The organism is Streptomyces endophytica, from assembly GCF_026153355.1.
Classification (GTDB): Bacteria; Actinomycetota; Actinomycetes; order Streptomycetales; family Streptomycetaceae; genus Streptomyces; species Streptomyces endophytica.
The window spans coordinates 6791706-6809922 of sequence record NZ_CP110636.1 but is presented as its reverse complement, the minus strand read 5'-3'; the positions used below and the strand labels follow the sequence as shown (position 1 = coordinate 6809922).

The window sequence follows — 18217 nt, the reverse complement described above, 5'->3', positions numbered from 1 at the left end:
CGGCATGTCGTATACACTTCCAACCCCGTCCCCCGACCGCTGCTAAACAGGAGCCGACCGATGGCGATAGATCTCACGGGCCGCCACTTCCTCAAGGAGCTGGACTTCAGCGCCGAGGAGTTCCGCCGACTGATCGACCTCGCGGCCGAGCTGAAAGCGGCGAAGCGCGCCGGCACCGAGGTCCCCCGCCTCCGCGGCAAGAACATCGCCCTGATCTTCGAGAAGACCTCCACCAGGACCCGCTGTTCCTTCGAGGTCGCGGCCGCGGACCAGGGGGCCTCGACCACCTACCTCGACCCGTCCGGCTCGCAGATCGGGCACAAGGAGTCGGTCAAGGACACCGCGCGGGTGCTGGGCCGGATGTTCGACGGCATCGAGTTCCGCGGCAGCCGCCAGTCCGACGTCGAGGAACTGGCCGCCCACGCCGGCGTACCGGTCTTCAACGGGCTGACCGACGACTGGCACCCGACCCAGATGCTCGCCGACGTTCTGACCATGGTGGAACACGGCCACGGCCGCCCCCTGGAGGAGACCGCCTTCGCCTACCTCGGCGACGCCCGCAACAACATGGGCAACTCCTACCTCGTCACCGGCGCCCTGCTCGGCATGGACGTACGGATCGTCGCGCCGAAGGAGCTGTGGCCCGAGGAGACGGTGATCGCCCGGGCATACGAGCTGGCCGACGCCAGCGGGGCCCGGATCACCCTCACCGAGGACGTCGCCGAGGGCGTGCGCGGGGCGGACTTCGTCGCCACCGACGTCTGGGTGTCCATGGGTGAGCCCAAGGAGGTGTGGGACGAGCGGATCGCGCTGCTGGCCCCGTACGCGGTCACGATGGACGTGCTGCGCGCCACCGGCAAGCCGGACGTGAAGTTCCTGCACTGCCTGCCCGCGTACCACGACCTGGGCACGGCGGTCGGCCGGGACATCCACGCACGGCACGGCCTCGATTCGCTGGAGGTCACCGACGAGGTCTTCGAGTCCGCGCACTCGGTCGTCTTCGACGAGGCGGAGAACCGGATGCACACCATCAAGGCGGTACTGGTCGCGACGCTCGCCGGCTAGCGGCGGCGGGCTTCACCTCTGTGCCCGGTCTCTCCGGCCAGGGGAGTCGGAGGGCTTCGCCCCCTCTGGTCTCTCCGGTCTCTCCGGTCTCTCAGGTTTCTTCGGCCAGGGGCGTCGCGGTACGGCCGCTCGTCGGCCGTCGGCAACATCACACTGCATAGGCATACGCCCGACAGGGCGATCATGCGGCTCCGGCAGCTACCATCGAGCCGCTCGCGGGGTTCGGACCCACCGGTCCGGACCCCGCTTCGTGCGTGGCCCACCCGTGCCACGCGCACCGCACCACCAGAGAGAGAACTCCCATGCGTGCCCCTGGTCCCTCCGGCCTGCGCATCAAGTCCCCCGACCTCCTCGTCGCCGAATCGGGCGCGGACCGGGAAGGCAACGGCCTCCAGCGCAGCATGGGCCTCTTCCAGCTCGTCTGCTTCGGTATCGGCGCCATCGTCGGCACCGGCATCTTCGTCGGCCTGTCCGACACCGTCGCCGAGGCCGGCCCCGCGGTCATCGTCTCCTTCCTGCTGGCCGCCGTCACCTGCGTCTTCACCGCCTTCTCCTTCGGGGAACTGGGCGGCGCGATCCCGGTGTCCGGCAGCTCGTACTCCTACGCGTACGCCACCCTCGGCGAGCGCACCGCCTTCCTCGTGGGCTGGTGCCTGCTGCTCGAATACGGCGTCTCGGTGTCGGCCGTGGCCGTCGGCTGGGGCCAGTACCTGAACGAACTGCTGGGCAGTCTGACCGGCTGGCAGCTGCCGGCCGCACTCTCCAACCCGCCCGGTGAGGGCGGGATCGTCAACGTCCCCGCCGTCGTCGTGATCCTGCTCGCCGCGCTGCTGCTGGTCCGCGGGATCCGGGAGAGCGCCCGCGCGACCGCCGCGATGGCGGTGCTGAAGCTGGCGATCCTGGTGCTGTTCTGCGCGATCGGCCTCACCGCCTTCCGGGCCGGCCACCTCTCGCCGTTCGCACCGCAGAGCATCGCCGGCATCACCTCCGGCGCCTCGGTCGCCTTCTTCTCGTACATCGGCTTCGACGCGATCACCACGGCTGGGGAAGAGGTCAGGAACCCGCGGCGGAACATCCCGCTCGCGATCATGATCTGCATCGGCGTGGTCACCGTGCTGTACTGCCTGGTCGCGGTCTCCGCCATCGGCGCGCTCTCCTCCGACCAGGTGGCCGACCAGCCGGCCGCGCTGTCGCTGATCGTCAACCGGGTCACCCACTCCGCACTCGGCGGCGGCGTGATCGCCTTCGGCGCGGTGGTCGCCATCGCGTCCGTCGTTCTCGCGGTGATGTACGGGCAGACCCGCATCCTGATGTCGATGTCCCGGGACGGACTGGTCCCGCGCGTCTTCGAACGGATCTCGCCGCGTACGTCCACGCCGGTCGCCAACACCTGGATCGTCGCGGCCGTCTTTGCGGTGCCCGCCGCGGTCGTCCCCCTGGACGTCGTGATGAACCTGACCACCATCGGGACGCTGGCGGTCATGGCGGCGGTCAATCTCAGCGTGCTGGTGCTCCGCCGGACCCGTCCCGACCTGCCGCGCCGCTTCCGCGTCCCGTTCTTCCCGCTCAGCCCGATCCTCGGCATCGCGTTCTGCGGCTACCTGGTCTACGGGACCGGACCGGCGACCTGGCTGCAGTTCGTGGCGTTCCTGGTGGCCGGCGCGCTGGTCTACGCGCTCTACGGACGCCGCCACTCCCGCCTCGGCCAGGGCGCCGGGGGCGGCGGGCTCGGGTCGGCCTCCGCGCCGGCTGCGGACGGCGAGGAGGACGGCCAGAGGGGCGACGGGAAGGACGACGAGAAGAGCGGCGAGAAGAGCGGCGAGAAGGACGACGAGAGGGACGACGGCAAGGAGCGCGGGGCGGCGGTCAGCGCCGGCGCGTCCGGTGCACCTCGGGAAGGGTGAACCACACCGCCTTACCGTCCTGGGTGCGCCGACAACCGGAGCCGGAGCTGAGGGAACGCACCAGGAGCAGCCCGCGGTTCCGGATGGCTGGGACGCGGGGTGCGGTTGCGGCTACCGGAGCGGCGGGGGCTGGGAGCGGTGCGCCCGGTCCGGTCGTGCCTGGCTCGGTCGTGCCCGGTCCGGTTGTGCCCGGTCCGGTCGCGCGCGGTCCGGTCATCGGCAGCGGCTCGCCCGGCCCGGCCGCCGACATCAGCATCGCCATCGGCGCCGGCTCTCCCAGCCCTTCGACGAGCACCGTGTCGCCGTCGTGCACCTCCACCTGGCACCCGTCCGGCCCCCGCTCCACCACCAGCTCGATGGGGTGATCGCCGCCGGTGTGCTTGAGCGCGTTGGCGACCAACTCGGCGGTCAGCAGCTGAGCGGTGGTGCGGTCCGCCGTGGTCCCCAGGTCCTGGAGGGCGCAGCGGACCATCGCACGGGCGATGGGGACCGCCGTCGCGCCCCGAGGAAGCGCGATGCGCCAGTTCGACGACGGAGGCGTTTCCAGCATGCGCGCGACGTTCCGTTCGCGAGGGGCGGGCTCGGACGGTTCCACCGTAGGAAGCGCGGGGGCGGCCGGGGGAGGGCCGGGCGGCCGCAAGGAAAGTGACCCAGGTCATACGCGACGCAGGACGAAAGTCCCGAACGGGCGGGACCTTCGACCCGGCGGACCGGGCGCGGGCTCGTACGGGGGCGGGGAGTACAGGCTGGGCCGTACGGGCAACGGGTAGCGGGCGCGGGCCGGGCGATCGGTGACCAGCAGGCGGCGGGCGAGGCGTGCCCCCGCAGGCGGAGGGCGAGAGCGACCCCGCGGCGGCGGGCGAGCGGTGACCCGATGGTGCCGTCGCGCTGGATCAGGGGTGGTCGGGGGAGGGCCTTAGGGGGCAGGGGAACGGATCCCCTAGTGGTCGCGAGCGCCCCCTCGGGGCCGACAACGCGAAGGCGGGGCGCGGCATTCCCGATGCGCGCGACATTCCCGACGGGCGAGGCATTCCCGATGCGCACGGCGTCCCCGCCGGGCGCGGCGTCCCCCATGCGCAGGGCGCCTCCAACGGGCGCCGTGTCCCCGAGGGGCGCGGCATTCCAAAGGGCGAGGCATTCCCGATGCGTACGGAATTCCCGACGGCCGCAGCGTTCCCGATATCGCGCCCTCATGACGACAGTCACAGAACAGTGATAGCTTCGAAGGGCATCCGGAAGAGCACCACCGGCCGACCCGCCGAAGGGGCAGGCAGTCCGATGAGTCCGTTCGCAGGATCCGCCCGAAGTACAGAGGCCTGGCAGCACATCCGTGTGACCAGGGAGGACGGGGTCGCCACGGTCACCCTGGCGCGACCGGAGAAGCTCAATGCGCTGACCTTCGAGGCGTACGCCGATCTCCGTGATCTGCTCGCCGAGCTGTCCCGGGAGCGCTCGGTGCGCGCCCTCGTGCTGGCGGGGGAGGGGCGCGGGTTCTGCTCGGGGGGTGATGTCGAGGAGATCATCGGCGCCACCCTGGGCATGGACACCGGCCAGCTGCTGGACTTCAACCGGATGACCGGGCAGGTCGTGCGGGCCGTGCGGGAGGCACCGTTCCCGGTGATCGCGGCGGTGCACGGCGTCGCGGCCGGTGCCGGTGCGGTGCTCGCACTGGCCGCGGACTTCCGGGTCGCCGACCCCTCGGCCCGCTTCGCGTTCCTCTTCACCCGGGTCGGGCTGTCCGGCGGTGACATGGGCGCGGCCTATCTGCTGCCGCGGGTCATCGGGCTCGGACACGCCACCCGGCTGCTGATGCTCGGCGACGCGGTCCGGGCGCCGGAGGCCGAACGGCTCGGTCTCATCAGCGAGTTGGCCGACGAGGGCCGGGCCGACGAGGCGGCCGCGGCGCTCGCCCGGCGGCTCGCCGAGGGACCCGCGCTGGCGCACGCACAGACCAAGGCGCTGCTCACCGCCGAACTCGACATGCCGCTCGCCGCCGCCGTGGAGATGGACGCCGCGACCCAGGCACTGCTGATGAACAGCGCCGACTACGCGGAATTCCACGCCGCCTTCACCGAGAAGCGGACGCCCAAGTGGCAGGGGAAATAGCCATGCGGGTCGCGGTCATCGGCGGCGGACCGGGCGGACTGTACGCCGCGGCGCTCCTCAAACGGCTCGACCCCACCCGCGAGATCACCGTATTCGAGCGCAACGCCCCCGACGACACCTTCGGCTTCGGCGTCGTCCTCTCCGACGAGACGCTCGGCGGCATCGAGCACGCCGACCCGGAGGTCTACCGCGCGCTCCAGGCGGAGTTCGTCCGCTGGGACGACATCGACATCGTGCACCGCGGCCGCACCCTCACCTCCGGCGGGCACGGCTTCGCCGCACTCGGCCGGCGCCGGCTGCTGGCCGTACTGCACCGGCGCTGCCGCAGCCTCGGCGTGGAGCTGCGCTTCCGCACCGAGGCGCCGCCCGCCGCCGAACTGGCCCGCGACTACGACCTGGTCATCGCCGCCGACGGGGTGCACAGCGCGACCCGCACCGCGCACGCCGACGTCTTCCGGCCGCAGCTGACCACCCACCGCTGCCGCTACATCTGGCTCGCCGCGGACTTCGCCTTCGACGCCTTCCGCTTCGAGATCGCCGAGACCGAGCACGGCGTCGTCCAGCTCCACGCCTATCCCTACGCCGCCCCCACCTCCACCCCCACCCCCGCTCCTGCCTCCGCCGACGCCGGACCCACCCCGCCCCACGCCCGCCCTGCCGCGGAGTCCGCCGCCCCCGCGTCCGCCGCCGGTGCCAGCACCGTCATCGTGGAGATGCGGGAGGAGGTCTGGCGGGCCGCCGGGCTGGACCGGGCGGATGAGCGCACGTCGGTGGAGTGGTGCGGCAAGGTCTTCACCGACGCCCTGCGCGGCCGGGCCCTGCGGTCCAACAACTCCAGCTGGATCGCCTTCCGCACCGTCGTCAACGAGCGCTGGTCGCACGGCAACACCGTGCTGCTGGGCGACGCCGCGCACACCGCGCACTTCTCCATCGGCTCCGGCACCAAACTCGCCGTCGAGGACGCCCTGGCGCTGGCCGCCTGTCTCCAGGAGCAGCCCGACATCCCCCAGGCCCTCGCCGCCTACGAGGCGGAGCGCCGGCCCGTCGTCGCCTCCACCCAGCGGGCCGCCCGCGCCAGCCTCGCGTGGTTCGAGGAGCTCGCCGGGTACGTCGACCAGCCGCCGCGCCAGTTCGCCTTCAACCTGCTCACCCGCAGCCGTCGCGTCACCCACGACAACCTGCGGCTGCGCGACCCCGGATTCGTCGCCGCCGTCGAGGACGAGGCGGGCATCCCGGCCGGCACCCCGCCGATGTTCACGCCCTTCCGGCTGCGCGGACTCACCCTGCGCAACCGCGTGGTCGTGTCACCGATGGACATGTACTCCTCCGAGGACGGCGTCCCCGGCGACTTCCACCTCGTACACCTCGGCGCCCGGGCCCTCGGCGGGGCCGGACTCGTGATGACCGAGATGGTGTGCGTCAGCGAACAGGGCCGGATCACCCCGGGCTGCGCCGGTCTCTACACGTCCGAACAGGCGGCGGCCTGGCGCCGCGTCACCGACTTCGTGCACACCCGGGCGCCCGGCACCGCGGTCGGCGTACAGCTCGGCCACTCCGGCCGCAAGGGCTCCACCAAGCTGATGTGGGACGGCATCGACGAACCGCTCGACACCGGCAACTGGCCGCTCGTCGCCGCGTCCCCCCTCCCCTACAAGCCCGGAAGCCAGCGCCCCCACGAGCTGACCACCGAGGAACTCGCGGATATCCGGCGGGAGTTCACCGACGCCGCACGACGCGCCGCCGACTGTGGCTTCGACCTCCTCGAACTGCACTGCGCCCACGGCTATCTGCTGTCCGGATTCCTCTCCCCGCTGACCAATCAACGCACCGACGCCTACGGAGGTTCCCTGGCCGGCCGGCTCCGCTTCCCGCTCGACGTCTTCGACGCGGTGCGCGAGGTGTGGCCGGACGACCGGCCGATGACCGTCCGGATCTCCGCCACCGACTGGGCCGACGGCGGCACCACCGCCGAGGACGCGGTGGCCCTCGCGGGCGCGTTCGCCGAGCACGGCGCCGACGCCATCGACGTCTCCACCGGGCAGGTCGTCTCCGACGAACGCCCCGACTACGGACGCTCGTACCAGACGCCGTTCGCCGACCGGATCCGCAACGCCCTCGGCGTGCCGGTCATCGCGGTCGGCGCGATCTCCTCCTGGGACGACGTGAACTCCCTCGTCCTGGCCGGGCGCACCGACCTGTGCGCGCTGGCCCGACCGCACCTCTACGACCCGCACTGGACCCTGCACGCCGCCGCCGAGCAGGGCTACACCGGCCCGGGCGCCCCCTGGCCGCTGCCCTACCAGGCGGGCAGCCGCACCCCGCCCACCGGGCGCACCGACGCACCGAAGCCCCGCCTCACGCTGCGGTGACGGGGGAGGCACGGGCAGCGCGGGCGGGGCCGCTGGGGAGCCGGCCCCTCAGGGCACCGGCACACCGGTGATCCGCGCGGCGGCCACCGGTCTTCCGTGCTGTTCCACGCCGACCTCGACCCGTCGCGCGCCGCCGGCCGTGGCCGGTTCCGGGGTGCGCGCCCACACCCAACTCGGCGCGTCCAGCTCGGCGTACCGCTCGAAGGAGCACTCCAGCGCGACCGGCAGGGTCGGCACGCCGGGCGTCACCGCCTGGGCGGCCTGCCGGGCGGCCTCGACCATCAGCATGCCGGGGGCGTGGTCGACGGGATGGCCGAAGAGCACCGGGTGGGAGGTGTCGACCCGCAGTTGCCAGCGGTCCGGGTGGTCGGTGGGGGAGAGCACCACATCACGCTCGTGGTCCCGGCCGACCAGCCGCGGGCCGACCGGCTCCGGCACCGGCAGCCGACGGGAGTTGGCGAACGCCAGGTCGCTGTATCTGCCGCGCAGCCGGCGGTAGACCGCCGGGCTGTGACAGGAGGAGATCAGCCGGGCATGGGCCAGGTGGGCGCCGTCGCACCGGACGCGGAACTCCTGGCGAGCGCTGATCAGACGCTTCCCGCGGCGCACCACGTCATGGTCGGTGATCCGCAGCTCCACCTCGGCCGGTGCGTCGGCGGTGCGCAGCGCGTGCGGGGCGAGGGCGTAGCGGACGTGCTGCCAGGCGATGGGGTGGTCGAGCGGTACCCGGTGCGCGACATGGCTCAGCAATATCCCCGCCTGCCGCACGGTCTCGATCAACAGCAGCGGATCGTGCAGCCCGCCGACCGGTGCGTAGAAGCCGTGGGCCCCCGGCCACTGGGCGCTCACCACCCAGCTGTCGCCGGAACCGCGCCGCCAGTTGGTGAGGAACACCTCGGAGTCGGTGGTGCGGTGTCCGTACTCGCCGAGAACCGGGGTGTGCGGCGAGGTCGGTCGGATTCCTCCCGCCCACCGGCGCTGCCGGTGGTGTTGATCGGGTGAGGAGGAGGGCATCAGGGTGGCGCTGGCCATAGGCGTCCCTTTCTGCGGTGCGGCGCTCAGCGCCCTCACGGGCGAACGATCGACGACGGCCCAGAGGGACTAAGATACGGACCATGTGGTTTGTTTGCCAGGGGCCACATGTCCCAGGGCCGCATGTCGGAGTGCGGTGAGGGTCAGATGCGGATCTGCGTCCGGCGACCGCGCGGATCGAGGTGGCTCAGCGCGCCGGGCGCGGCCAGCCCCGGCAGGGTGTGCTTCCACAGTGCGGTGACCCGCTCGGGGAGGTCGGCGCGATTGGTGGCGGCCCGCGAGAACAACTGCACGCCCATGTAGGCGGCGACGAAGAACTCGGCCGCCCGTTCGGGAGTCACGCCGGGCAGTAATTCCCCGTTGTCCCGGGCCTCGCCGAACATCGTCGTGATGATGTCCGTCCACACCTGATACGGCATCAGCGGTTCCTCGCTGAAGGTCGTCTCCACCGCGATCCGGGTGCCGGCCTGCAGCATGGGGTCGCTGCGCAGCGCCAGGGACACCTGGTGCGTGAAGTCGATGGCGTCCTGCAGGCGGGACGCGCTGACCTGTGGGAGGAACGGTTCGGCTTGCTCCGTGATGACGGCGCGGGCCAGCGCGTCCTTGGACGTGAAGTGGAAGTACACCGCCCCTTTGGTGACGCCGGCACGCTGGATGATCTCGGCCATGGTGGCCGCCTGGTAGCCGCGATGTCCTATAACATGAGCCGCTGCTTCGAGGACCGTGCGTCGGGTGCGCAGTGCGCGTTCCTGCTTGACCACAGATCATCCTCCGCATGCACTCTTGGAGTTGTTTAGCCTTCGACCGCCGCTCGTGGCCGCGCAGTCTATTTGCGCCATGATAAAGAAGCCAACCATGCGGTATTGAACCCGCGCGCCGCCCGTGCCCAAGGCCCGGCGGGCGTGGGGCACTTCGTGGAGGAAGGCCGGTCCCGCCGCCGCACGCACGTCGGCTCGCGGGTCACGGCGGCGGCTGCATGCCCGGCGTACCCGGGCACCGTCCTTGTGCGGGGCGGAAGTTCACCGCCGAGCAGGGGGACGGCGGTGGCTGCTGGCGCCGGACGGCATCGACGTGCCGGCATCGGCGCGGTGTTCATGGAGTGGCGACGGGGGACGCCCGGTGAAACGGACGCCCGTTGGTGTCGGTGCGGTGTGCGTGCGCCGGAGGCATGAAGAGGGGCCGCGGGTGCGGCCCGGTGTGGCGCGACGGTCCGGTGCGGCGCGGCGGCCTGGGATCAGCCGGCCGCGGGCAGTTGTGCCGGTGCGGGAATGCCGGCGGCCGGCACCCGGTCCGGGGCCTCCGGCAGCAGTGCCCACAGCCCGGCCACGGCCTCCTCGTCCCACCAGGTGCCGTCCTCGCCGCCGAGGTGCAGCAGCCCCACCACGACCGAGGTCAGCAGCTGGGCGGTGCGCCGCGGTTCGGCATCCGGCGCGTCCGCCGCGGCCGGTCCGCCGGGGCTGCCGGTGCCGCAGGTGACCGCCTTGTCGAGGAAGAGCGCGTACCAGCGCTGCTCCAGGGCGTAGATGCCGAGGCCCGGCGCGGTCTCGGGCCGCAGCCGCAGTCCGGCGCGCAGCACGGCGTCGGTCCGCACCCGGCCGAACAGCTCGACGGCGAAGTCCCGTACGGCGTGCGGCAGTGGCTCCGGGGAGCGGGTGAAGGCGTCCTCGATCTCCTGGAGGGTGGCGAGCGCGGAGTCCCGCACCGCGAGGGTCAGGTCGTCCTTGGACGTGAAGTGGAAGTAGAGGGCGCCCTTGCTCAGGCGGGCCCGCCGGCTGATCTCGACCATGCCCGCGGCCGGGACCCCCTTCTCCAGGAAGGTCTCGGCGGCCGAGCGGATGAGTGCCTGGCGGCTCTGGATGGCGCGATGCTGGGTGGGCACGGTGTCCGTCCCGTCTCTAGTACGGCTGCGAGCTGATTGCAGTCTACATAGAAAACCAACCATGCGGTTCGATATGCTTCAGGGGTTTGGCCGGAACTCGCGCCTCCTGACGGGAAGTCGACGGTCCGCCGCCCGTTCGGGGGCATCGGCGGCCCCTGTGAAGCGTGTGTCCCCAGTCTGAACGCCAGGATGGGCGTTGTCGACCCGTCAGGGAGTGACCAAGGCGCATTGACAAACAGCGCAGGCGGTTTTTAAATCTCCGAAGGCGGTAAACGGGACGTTCCCTTCCGTTGCAGCCGCCCCGTCGGTCGCGTGCCGCCGTTGGACAGCGGTGCGCCATGGCGAGACCGCCTCAGCCGTTACGAGTCGTCGACCGCGGGCCGCCGCCCCATCAGCAGAGCCGGCAACGTCACCCGAACCCGCACCCCCACCGGAACCCGAAAGGTCTCCAGCCATGCGCGTAGCAACGGAAGTCCGCGAACGTCCCGTGAGAGGCGCACGGGGTACCGGAGTCGACACGCTCCGAGCCGCCGTCTTCGACCTGGACGGCACCCTCGCCAACACCTTGCCCGCCATCAGCAAGCTGTTGGTCAAGGTGGCTTCGGAGCAGGGTTGCTCGGTGACCGCACGGCAGGCGGCGGCGGCCATCGGCAAGCCGCCCGGCCCGGCCTTCGGACGGCTGCTGGGCTGCCCCGAGGACGACGGCCGGGTGCAGGCCGCCATCAACCGCTACCGCGAACTGTTCTCCTACGAGGTGCTCTGCCAGGGGCCGCAGCTGCTCTTCCCCGGCGTGAGCGCGGGACTGTCCGCACTGCGTGCCCACGGTGTCGAGCTGGCGGTCGCCACGTCCAAGCCCACCCGCAGCGCCGAGGCGCTGCTCGACGTCATGGGCATCCGCGACCTGGTCGGGCCGGTCATCGGCCAGGACATGGTCCGGCGTGGCAAGCCGCACCCGGAGATGGTGCTGCGGGCGGCCGGCCGGCTGGGGGTCGCGGCCTGGCAGACCGCGTACGTGGGGGACACCGTGGGGGACATGAGGATGGCGGTCACCGCGCGGATGGAGCCGGTCGCGGTGACGTACGGAGTCGGCACGTTCGGCGAGTTGGCCGCGGTCGCCGGCACCCGGATGTGCAGTTCGTTCAAGGACGTGGTGTCGGTGATCGCCGCCGCCCGGCCGCGTCCCGCCATGGCCGCCGGAGCCGCGGGCGCCGCGCGGGCCGTGCAGCGCCGCCGCTGAGGCCCGGTCCGGCGCATGGTGCGCCGTGTGGTCCGGCACGCTGACGGCCCTTCACCGTCCCCGCGTACCTCACGGTCCTGCCGTCACCTCACGCACGTAACGGGCGCCCGCCGCCTGCAAGGTGCCGTGCAGCCGGCCGAAGACCTCCGCGGCGCGGCCGCCCGGCCAGTCCTCCGGCAGGAGGGGAGAGGGCAGTCCGGGATCCGCGTACGGCAGGCGGCGCCAGGCGTCCAGGGCCAGCAGATAGTCGTGGTAGGCCGCCTCGCCCGGCACCGTGCGCCGCCGTGACCACCGGCGCAGCACCGGCTCCTGCTCCACCAGGAAGGCGCGGTGCTGCGCGGCGATGGCGTCCAGGTCCCACCAGCGCGCCACCGACCGGGCCGTCGGCGCGAAACCCGCGTGCGTACCGGTGAACAGGTCGACGTACGGGGCGAGTTCGAGCCGCTCCAGGGTGTGCCGGGTCTCCTCGTAGAGGTGCGCGGGGGCGATCCACACACCCGGGGCGGCGGTACCGAAGCCCAGCCGGGCCAGTCGTGAGCGCAGCAGGTGCCGTTTGTGCCGCTCCTCCTCGGGGACGGAGAAGACGGCCAGCACCCAGCCGTCGGACAGCCGCGCGGCGGGCCGGCCGAAGATCCGCCGGTCGCCGTCGTCCAGCAGCTGGCGGCCGGCGTCCGACAGCCCGTAGCCGGCCGCCCCGGTGACGGTGCGCCCGGGGACGAGCAGGCCGCGCCGCTTGAGGCGGGAAACCGCGGAACGTACCGACGGCGGGTCGACGCCCAGCACGCCGAGCAGCCGGATCAGCGCGGCGACCGGCACCGGCCCGGCCGCCTGGTCCGCCGGGCCGGGCTCGTCGCGCCCGTACGCACCGTAGAAGGTGACGATCAGGGACCGTGGGGTGCGCTGTGTCTGCTGGTCGGTCACCGGATCACTGTAGATCGGCGACCGGGTCCGGCCCGCGGGCCGGGGCGCCCGCCCCGTCCGGCGCGCGCAGCCGGAAGCGCTGGAGCTTGCCGGTCGGGGTGCGCGGCAGCGCGCTGTGGAAGACGATCTCGCGCGGGCATTTGTACGGGGCGATGCGGGACTTGGTGAACGCGCGCAGCGCGGCGACGGTGTCCGGCCCCCGGGGCACGCCGGCCCGCAGGACGACGTGGGCGACCACCACCTGCCCGCGCTCCTCGTCCGGCCGTCCGACCACCGCCGCCTCGGTCACGTCGGGGTGGTGCAGCAGCGCGTCCTCCACCTCGGGACCGGCGATGTTGTACCCGGCCGAGATGATCATGTCGTCCGCGCGGGCCACATAGCGGAAGTAGCCGTCCGGCTCGCGGACATAGGTGTCGCCGGTGAGGTTCCAGCCGTCCCGTACGTACTCGGTCTGCCGCGGGTCCGCGAGGTAGCGGCAGCCCGTCGGGCCGCGGACCGCCAGCAGTCCGGGTTCGCCGTCCGGCACCGGGGCGCCGTCCGCGTCCACCACCCGCGCCTCGAAACCCGGCACCGGCAGGCCCGTCGTGCCGGGCCGGATCGCCTCGTCGGCGGCCGCGATGAAGATGTGCAGCAGTTCCGTGGCGCCGATGCCGTTGATGATCCGCAGGCCGGTCGCCTCGTACCAGGACTGCCAGGTGGCGGCGGGCAGGTTCTCCCCGGCCGACACGCAGCGGCGCAGCGAGGACACGTCGTGGCCGGCGAGCCGGGGGAGCATCGCGCGGTAGGCGGTCGGCGCGGTGAACAGCACCGAGATCCGGTGCCGGGCGATGTCGCCGAGCAGCCGCTCCGGACCGCCCCAGTCGGCGAGCAGGGCCGAGGCGCCGGCCCGCAGCGGGAAGATGACCAGGCCGCCGAGGCCGAAGGTGAAGCCCAGCGGCGGGCTGCCGGCGAACACGTCGTCCGGGGTGGGCCGCAGGACCTGCGCGGAGAAGGTGTCCGCGATGGCGAGCACGTCCCGGTGGAAGTGCAGACAGCCCTTGGGGCGGCCGGTGGTGCCGGAGGTGAAGGCGATCAGCGCGACGTCGTCGGCCGCGGTCGGCACCGCCTCGTACGGGGCGCCGCCGGGCCGGGCCAGGTGCCGCAGGTCGCCCGGTCCGTCGCCGCCGTACGTCGTGATGCGCAGCCCGGGAACCCCGGCCTTGGTGAGGTTGTCGACCGCCTCGGCCGCGCACAGGGCGTGCTGTACCTGCGCCAGCCCGCAGATCGTGGCGAGCTCGTCGGGGCGCTGGGAGGCCAGCACCGTCACCGCGACCGCCCCGGCCTTCATCACGGCCAGCCAGCAGGCGGCCAGCCAGGGGGTGGTGGGGCCGCGGAGCAGGACGCGGTTGCCGGGGCGGACGCCCAGCGGGCCGGTGAGCGCGTGCGCGATCGCGTCCACCCGGGCGCGCAGGTCCCCGTACGTCCAGACCCGGCCGGCCGCGTCGCGCAGCGCGGGCCGGTCGGCGCCGTGCCGGGCGAGGGTGCCGTCCAGCAACTCGGCGCCGCAGTTCAGCCGGTCGGGATAGCCCAGGTCGGTCAGGTGCGGCCACTGCTCGCGGGGTGGCAGCCGGTCGCGCGCGAAGGTGTCGGTGTGGGCCGAGGACCGTGGCTCCATGGCGGTGCGCCCCCTAGGACGGCCGGGTGGCCGGCTCGGTCGGCTGCTCGTCCCTCCGGCCGGGACCGGCCGACGAGCCGTCGAGACTGCTCCAGAACTGTCTGTTGTTCAAGGGACTGCTCGTCGCTCAAGGGCTGTCCCTCGCCCCGGGGGCTGCCGTTCGGATCCGTCGTCAGCGTAACGTGTTCGTGACGGCAGTCAACAGACCGCGATAGAGGACCGCTACCAGGGAGCCGACTCGTGACTGTATTCGCGCTGGGACCGGACGAGCAGGAATGGTGCGCCGCGTTGCGCGCCATGACGGCCGAACGGCTGAGCCCGCTCGCCGAGAAGGGCACCGAGGGCCGGGTCAACCGCCCCCTGGTGGCGGCACTCGGCGAACTCGGCCTGCTGCGCCGCCTGTTCCCCGACGACGGGCCGCTGCGCGCCCTGGACCTGTGCCTGCTGCGGGAATCCCTCGCCCAGGAGTGCACGGAGGCGGAGACCGCCCTCGCCCTCCAAGGGCTGGGGACCTATCCGATCGTCCAGTCGGGGACCGAGGCGCAGCGCGCCCGCTGGGTGCCCGAGGTCGCCGCGGGCCGCGCGGTCGCCGCCTTCGCGCTGAGCGAGCCGGACGCCGGCTCGGACGCCGCCGCGTTGTCCCTGGCCGCCGAGCCGGACGGGCCCGGCCGCTGGCGGCTGACCGGCGAGAAGTGCTGGATCTCCAACGCGCCCGAGGCGGACTTCGCCACCGTCTTCGCCCGTACCGGTGGCGCGCCGGGGTCCCGCGGCGTCACCGCCTTCCTGGTGCCCGCCGACCGGCCCGGCCTGAGCGGCGCGCACCTGGACCTGCTCAGCCCGCACCCCATCGGCACGCTGGTCTTCGACGGCACACCGGTGACCGGCGAGGACGTGCTGGGCGAGGTGGACGGCGGATTCGCCGTCGCGATGGGCACGCTGAACCTCTTCCGGCCGAGCGTGGGCGCGTTCGCGGTCGGCATGGCACAGGCCGCATTGGACGCCGCGGTGGCACACGCCGGCACGCGCACCGCGTTCGGCGGCCCGCTCAAGGACCTGCAGTCCGTAGGACACCAGCTCGCCGAGATGGCCACCCGCACCGAGGCCGCCCGCCTCCTGGTGTACGCGGCGGCCACCGCGTACGACACCGGGGCCCGCGACATCGCCCGCCGCTCGGCGATGGCCAAGCTGCTGGCCACCGAGACCGCGCAGTACGTGGTCGACGCCGCCGTCCAGATCCACGGCGCCCGGGCACTGCGCCGCGGCCACCTCCTGGAGCACCTCTACCGCGAGGTCCGGGCTCCCCGTATCTACGAGGGCGCCACGGAGGTGCAGCGCTCGATCATCGCCAAGGAGCTCTACCGGACCTGAACGCCGACGGCGGGCCGGTGCCGGGCACGGCCCGCCGCCCGCCGGTCACCCACCGTTCCGACGGGCGATTGTCAGTGGCGAATGTCAGGCTGAATCCAGAGAGGATCCGCGAAGGGAAACGCCATGATCACTACTGACTTCGTCCCCGGCTCCCCGTGCTGGCTCGATCTGGGTGCGCCTGACGTCGAGGTCGCGACGGCCTTCTACCGCGCGGTGTTCGGCTGGCGGTCGGAGCCGTTCGGTGACCAGCAGGCGGGCGGATACACGCTCTTCCGGCTCGACGGGAAGGCGGTGGGCGCGGTCGGCCCGCTCACCGAGCACGGCGCCGCGTCGGCCTGGACGATCTACTTCCACACCCCCGACGCGGACGCCACGGTCAAGGCGGTGGAGCAGGCGGGCGGCGCGGTCCGTTCGCAGCCGGTCATGGTCGGCGCCGACGACGGCCGCTTCGCGCAGCTCACGGACCCGCAGGGGGCGGACTTCGCCATCTGGCAGCCCGCGCGGTACCCGGGCTTCGAAGCCGCCGACGCCCCGGGCAGCCTGGGCTGGACGGAGCTGTACACCACCGACCCGGCCGCCGCCCAGACCTTCTACCGATCCGTCTTCGACTGGCACACCCAGGACATGCCGCTCCCCGCCGGCGGCGGCACCTACACCCTGCTCACCCCCGCGCACTGCGGCGACGACCGCACGCACGGCGGCCTCATGGGCGTCCCCACCGACCTCCTCGCCCCTCGGGCAAGCCCTACTGGCACCCGGTCTTCATCTCCAAGGACTGCGACGCCACCGTCGGCCTGGTGACCGGCAACGGCGGCACCCTCTCCATGGGCCCCGAAACCGCCGAGGGCGTCGGCCGCCTCGCCGTCTGCACGGACTCCGCAGGCGCCGAATTCGTCATCCTCACGCCGCACGGATCGCTGTGACGCCCACCGCGCGGGCCGTCGTGACGCCCGCCGCACGGGTTGCGTGACACCGGCGATCCCAGCAACCCCAGCGATCCCGGCCATTCCGGCACGCCCCGGCCGACGGCAGCCGGTGGCGCTGGGCCGACCGGAACTGCCGCAGCCGGGGCGGCTCGTCAGATGTCCCGGAAGAGACCAGGGGGCGCCGTGACCTGCCGCGATGGGTGGCTGTGGGGTGCTGACCTGCGCTGATGGCCTTTCGGCTGTTTCACGGTCATGCCCGTTGATGCGGCCGGAAGTCCCAGGAAATTCCCAGGGGGACTCCCACTGCCGACGGCCACTCTTTCGGCTCTATGAAGCTGCGTGGTGCGCGTGAACCGGGGTGCAGCATTGCGGCACTGCGCGAAGGTCTTGGCAACTACCATCGCGGTATGGCAGACCCCTCGGACTACGAGCTCGCGGCATGGCGTGACATCCAACGGTTCAAGGGCCGCCCGCTGTCACGAGTAATGAGAAACACTGGCGAGCAAGTGGCCACCGGCGCTGCGGAACTCGGCAAGCGTGCCGCGAAGTACCTGGAGAACCACCCACGGGCCCAATCGGCCGTTTCGCGTGGACAGGAAATCGCTGCCAAGGGCGCTCACAAGGTCAGCGCCGGGGTTCGCGGAGCCGTCGACGCCCTCCCGGACTGGAGCGGAGCCGCCTTTCAGTCCATGCGGCAGACGGCGGGACGGGTCTCGCGAGCGGGACTCTCCTCCAAGCGGGTGGTGGCGCTCCACAAGAAGCGCGGGCACGATGTTGCATCACTGTCCGACCTGCGCCGCCTCGGCCTCGAGCAGGTCGATGCTGTCCGTGGACGGGCAGCGAGCTGGTACTACCCCGCCGGTGCGGCGCTAGCTGGAGCGGGTGCTGGGCTTGTGATCTCCGGAGGACAGCTCGTCACCGCTGCCTCCGCGGGCGCTGCGGCAGCGCCTTCGGGAGGTGCAATCGTCGGCGCTTTTGCTGCCGATGCCGCAGTCGTCCTCGGACTCGCATCTCGCTCCGTCGGCCAGATCTCGCTGCTCTACGGCTACGACCCCGAAGAGCCTGCCGAGAAGCTCTTTGTGATGTCTGTTGTCAATGCCGGGACGGCAACGTCGGCCACCGCCAAGACCGCCGCGATGGCCGATATCTCACGGCTCACTCAAGCACTCGTCCGCGGTAAGACGTGGGCGGTCCTCAACGAGGCAGTTGTCACCAAGGTTTCCGCGCGGTTCGCGAAGGCGTTCGGCTTTCGCCTTACCAAGAAGGGACTCGGCAAAGCCGTACCCGCATTTGGGATCCTCGTGGGAGGCAGCCTCAACTGGACCACATTGGAGGGGATCGTTGACGCCGCCGACGTGGCGTACCGGCGGCGGTTCCTTCTTGAGAAGTACCCACATCTCGGTGACGAGGAGGCATCCGGATCGTTCCCTGATACCGACCCGGACGTCCCGGACGACGCTGACGAGGCGATCAGTGTGCTTGGCGAGCTCGCCGAGGCGGGCGGACCCGACCTCCGCTGAACCGACGCGGTTCACATGCCCGGAGCGGGGCCGAGAATGCGAGCTGGTATTGCTCGGACGCCCCGGTGGAGCGCCGGCCCTGGCAACAGGCCCTCCGCCGGGGCTTTGACATACCCGCTGCCCAGCGAGGAACAGCGACTAGCACCCGACCGGTGCTGTCGATGTTGCGGCAGCACGAGATGCAGCAGGCGCTTAGAAGGCACCTGGTGGGTGGGGGAGCGAGGCGGCTCTGACCT

The 18217-nt window shown here is 72.3% G+C and carries 13 protein-coding genes and 1 pseudogene; 8 read left to right on the top strand and 6 right to left on the bottom strand.

Annotation, left to right across the window (positions count from 1 at the left end; all coding sequences use genetic code 11):
• Positions 1–60: 60 nt before the first annotated feature.
• Together argF and OJ254_RS30355 are read left to right on the top strand one after the other, a co-directional pair.
• Positions 61–1065, top strand: coding sequence for an ornithine carbamoyltransferase (argF, locus tag OJ254_RS30360; protein WP_265364936.1), 1005 nt, complete (start codon positions 61–63; stop codon positions 1063–1065).
• A gap of 302 nt (positions 1066–1367) precedes the next feature.
• Positions 1368–2969: an amino acid permease gene (locus OJ254_RS30355; protein ID WP_265364935.1), complete on the top strand. Its 1602-nt coding sequence runs from the start codon at positions 1368–1370 to the stop codon at positions 2967–2969.
• On the opposite strand, the gene OJ254_RS30350 is transcribed toward OJ254_RS30355, so the two are convergent.
• Complete coding sequence (locus OJ254_RS30350) at positions 2932–3519, bottom strand: ATP-binding protein (RefSeq protein ID WP_265364934.1); 588 nt, start codon at positions 3517–3519, stop codon at positions 2932–2934. The genes OJ254_RS30355 and OJ254_RS30350 overlap by 38 nt on opposite strands.
• A 728-nt stretch (positions 3520–4247) precedes the next feature.
• On the opposite strand from OJ254_RS30350, the gene OJ254_RS30345 reads away from it, so the two are divergent.
• Positions 4248–5075 carry an enoyl-CoA hydratase family protein gene (locus OJ254_RS30345; RefSeq protein ID WP_030811271.1) on the top strand — a complete coding sequence of 276 codons (828 nt, stop codon included), beginning with the start codon at positions 4248–4250 and terminating at the stop codon, positions 5073–5075.
• A gap of 2 nt (positions 5076–5077) precedes the next feature.
• Positions 5078–7444, top strand: a complete 2367-nt coding sequence (locus OJ254_RS30340) for an oxidoreductase (protein WP_265365376.1) — start codon at positions 5078–5080, stop codon at positions 7442–7444.
• Positions 7445–7492: 48 nt separating this feature from the next.
• Here OJ254_RS30340 and OJ254_RS30335 read toward each other — a convergent pair whose 3' ends face one another.
• From OJ254_RS30335 to OJ254_RS30325, 3 genes are all read right to left on the bottom strand, one after another.
• Positions 7493–8476, bottom strand: coding sequence for a ScbA/BarX family gamma-butyrolactone biosynthesis protein (locus OJ254_RS30335; protein WP_265364933.1), 984 nt, complete (start codon positions 8474–8476; stop codon positions 7493–7495).
• 143 nt (positions 8477–8619) lie between these two features.
• Positions 8620–9237, bottom strand: coding sequence for a ScbR family autoregulator-binding transcription factor (locus tag OJ254_RS30330; RefSeq protein WP_265364932.1), 618 nt, complete (start codon positions 9235–9237; stop codon positions 8620–8622).
• 473 nt (positions 9238–9710) lie between these two features.
• A complete protein-coding gene (locus tag OJ254_RS30325; RefSeq protein ID WP_265364931.1) occupies positions 9711–10355 on the bottom strand; it encodes a TetR/AcrR family transcriptional regulator in 645 nt (214 codons plus the stop codon).
• A 487-nt stretch (positions 10356–10842) separates the two neighbouring features.
• Here OJ254_RS30325 and OJ254_RS30320 point away from each other — a divergent pair, with 487 nt between their 5' ends.
• Positions 10843–11592: an HAD family hydrolase gene (locus OJ254_RS30320; RefSeq protein WP_265364930.1), complete on the top strand. Its 750-nt coding sequence runs from the start codon at positions 10843–10845 to the stop codon at positions 11590–11592.
• 69 nt (positions 11593–11661) lie between these two features.
• On the opposite strand, the gene OJ254_RS30315 is transcribed toward OJ254_RS30320, so the two are convergent.
• Both OJ254_RS30315 and OJ254_RS30310 read right to left on the bottom strand, forming a co-directional pair.
• Positions 11662–12513, bottom strand: coding sequence for a PaaX family transcriptional regulator (locus OJ254_RS30315; protein ID WP_265364929.1), 852 nt, complete (start codon positions 12511–12513; stop codon positions 11662–11664).
• Positions 12514–12517: 4 nt separating this feature from the next.
• The gene (locus OJ254_RS30310) at positions 12518–14167 is read right to left on the bottom strand and encodes an AMP-binding protein (RefSeq protein ID WP_265364928.1); all 1650 of its coding nucleotides are present in this window, start codon (positions 14165–14167) and stop codon (positions 12518–12520) included.
• Positions 14168–14407: 240 nt separating this feature from the next.
• On the opposite strand from OJ254_RS30310, the gene OJ254_RS30305 reads away from it, so the two are divergent.
• From OJ254_RS30305 to OJ254_RS30295, 3 genes and pseudogenes are all read left to right on the top strand, one after another.
• Entirely contained in the window at positions 14408–15535 is a 1128-nt protein-coding gene (locus OJ254_RS30305; RefSeq protein WP_265364927.1) for an acyl-CoA dehydrogenase family protein, read from the top strand.
• 123 nt (positions 15536–15658) lie between these two features.
• Positions 15659–16458: pseudogene (locus OJ254_RS30300) on the top strand (VOC family protein).
• Positions 16459–16868: 410 nt separating this feature from the next.
• Positions 16869–17981, top strand: a complete 1113-nt coding sequence (locus OJ254_RS30295; RefSeq protein WP_265364926.1) for an EcsC family protein — start codon at positions 16869–16871, stop codon at positions 17979–17981.
• The last annotated feature ends 236 nt before the right edge of the window (positions 17982–18217 follow it).

Bases quoted from the DNA above. Each gene is read 5' to 3' on its own strand.
- OJ254_RS30345 (WP_030811271.1), top strand. From the start codon at position 4,248: ATGAGTCCGTTCGCAGGATCCGCCCGAAGTACAGAGGCCTGGCAGCAC.
- OJ254_RS30335 (WP_265364933.1), bottom strand. From the start codon at position 8,476: ATGGCCAGCGCCACCCTGATGCCCTCCTCCTCACCCGATCAACACCAC.
- OJ254_RS30310 (WP_265364928.1), bottom strand. From the start codon at position 14,167: ATGGAGCCACGGTCCTCGGCCCACACCGACACCTTCGCGCGCGACCGG.
- OJ254_RS30350 (WP_265364934.1), bottom strand. From the start codon at position 3,519: ATGCTGGAAACGCCTCCGTCGTCGAACTGGCGCATCGCGCTTCCTCGG.
- OJ254_RS30295 (WP_265364926.1), top strand. From the start codon at position 16,869: ATGGCAGACCCCTCGGACTACGAGCTCGCGGCATGGCGTGACATCCAA.
- OJ254_RS30340 (WP_265365376.1), top strand. From the start codon at position 5,078: ATGCGGGTCGCGGTCATCGGCGGCGGACCGGGCGGACTGTACGCCGCG.
- argF (WP_265364936.1), top strand. From the start codon at position 61: ATGGCGATAGATCTCACGGGCCGCCACTTCCTCAAGGAGCTGGACTTC.
- OJ254_RS30355 (WP_265364935.1), top strand. From the start codon at position 1,368: ATGCGTGCCCCTGGTCCCTCCGGCCTGCGCATCAAGTCCCCCGACCTC.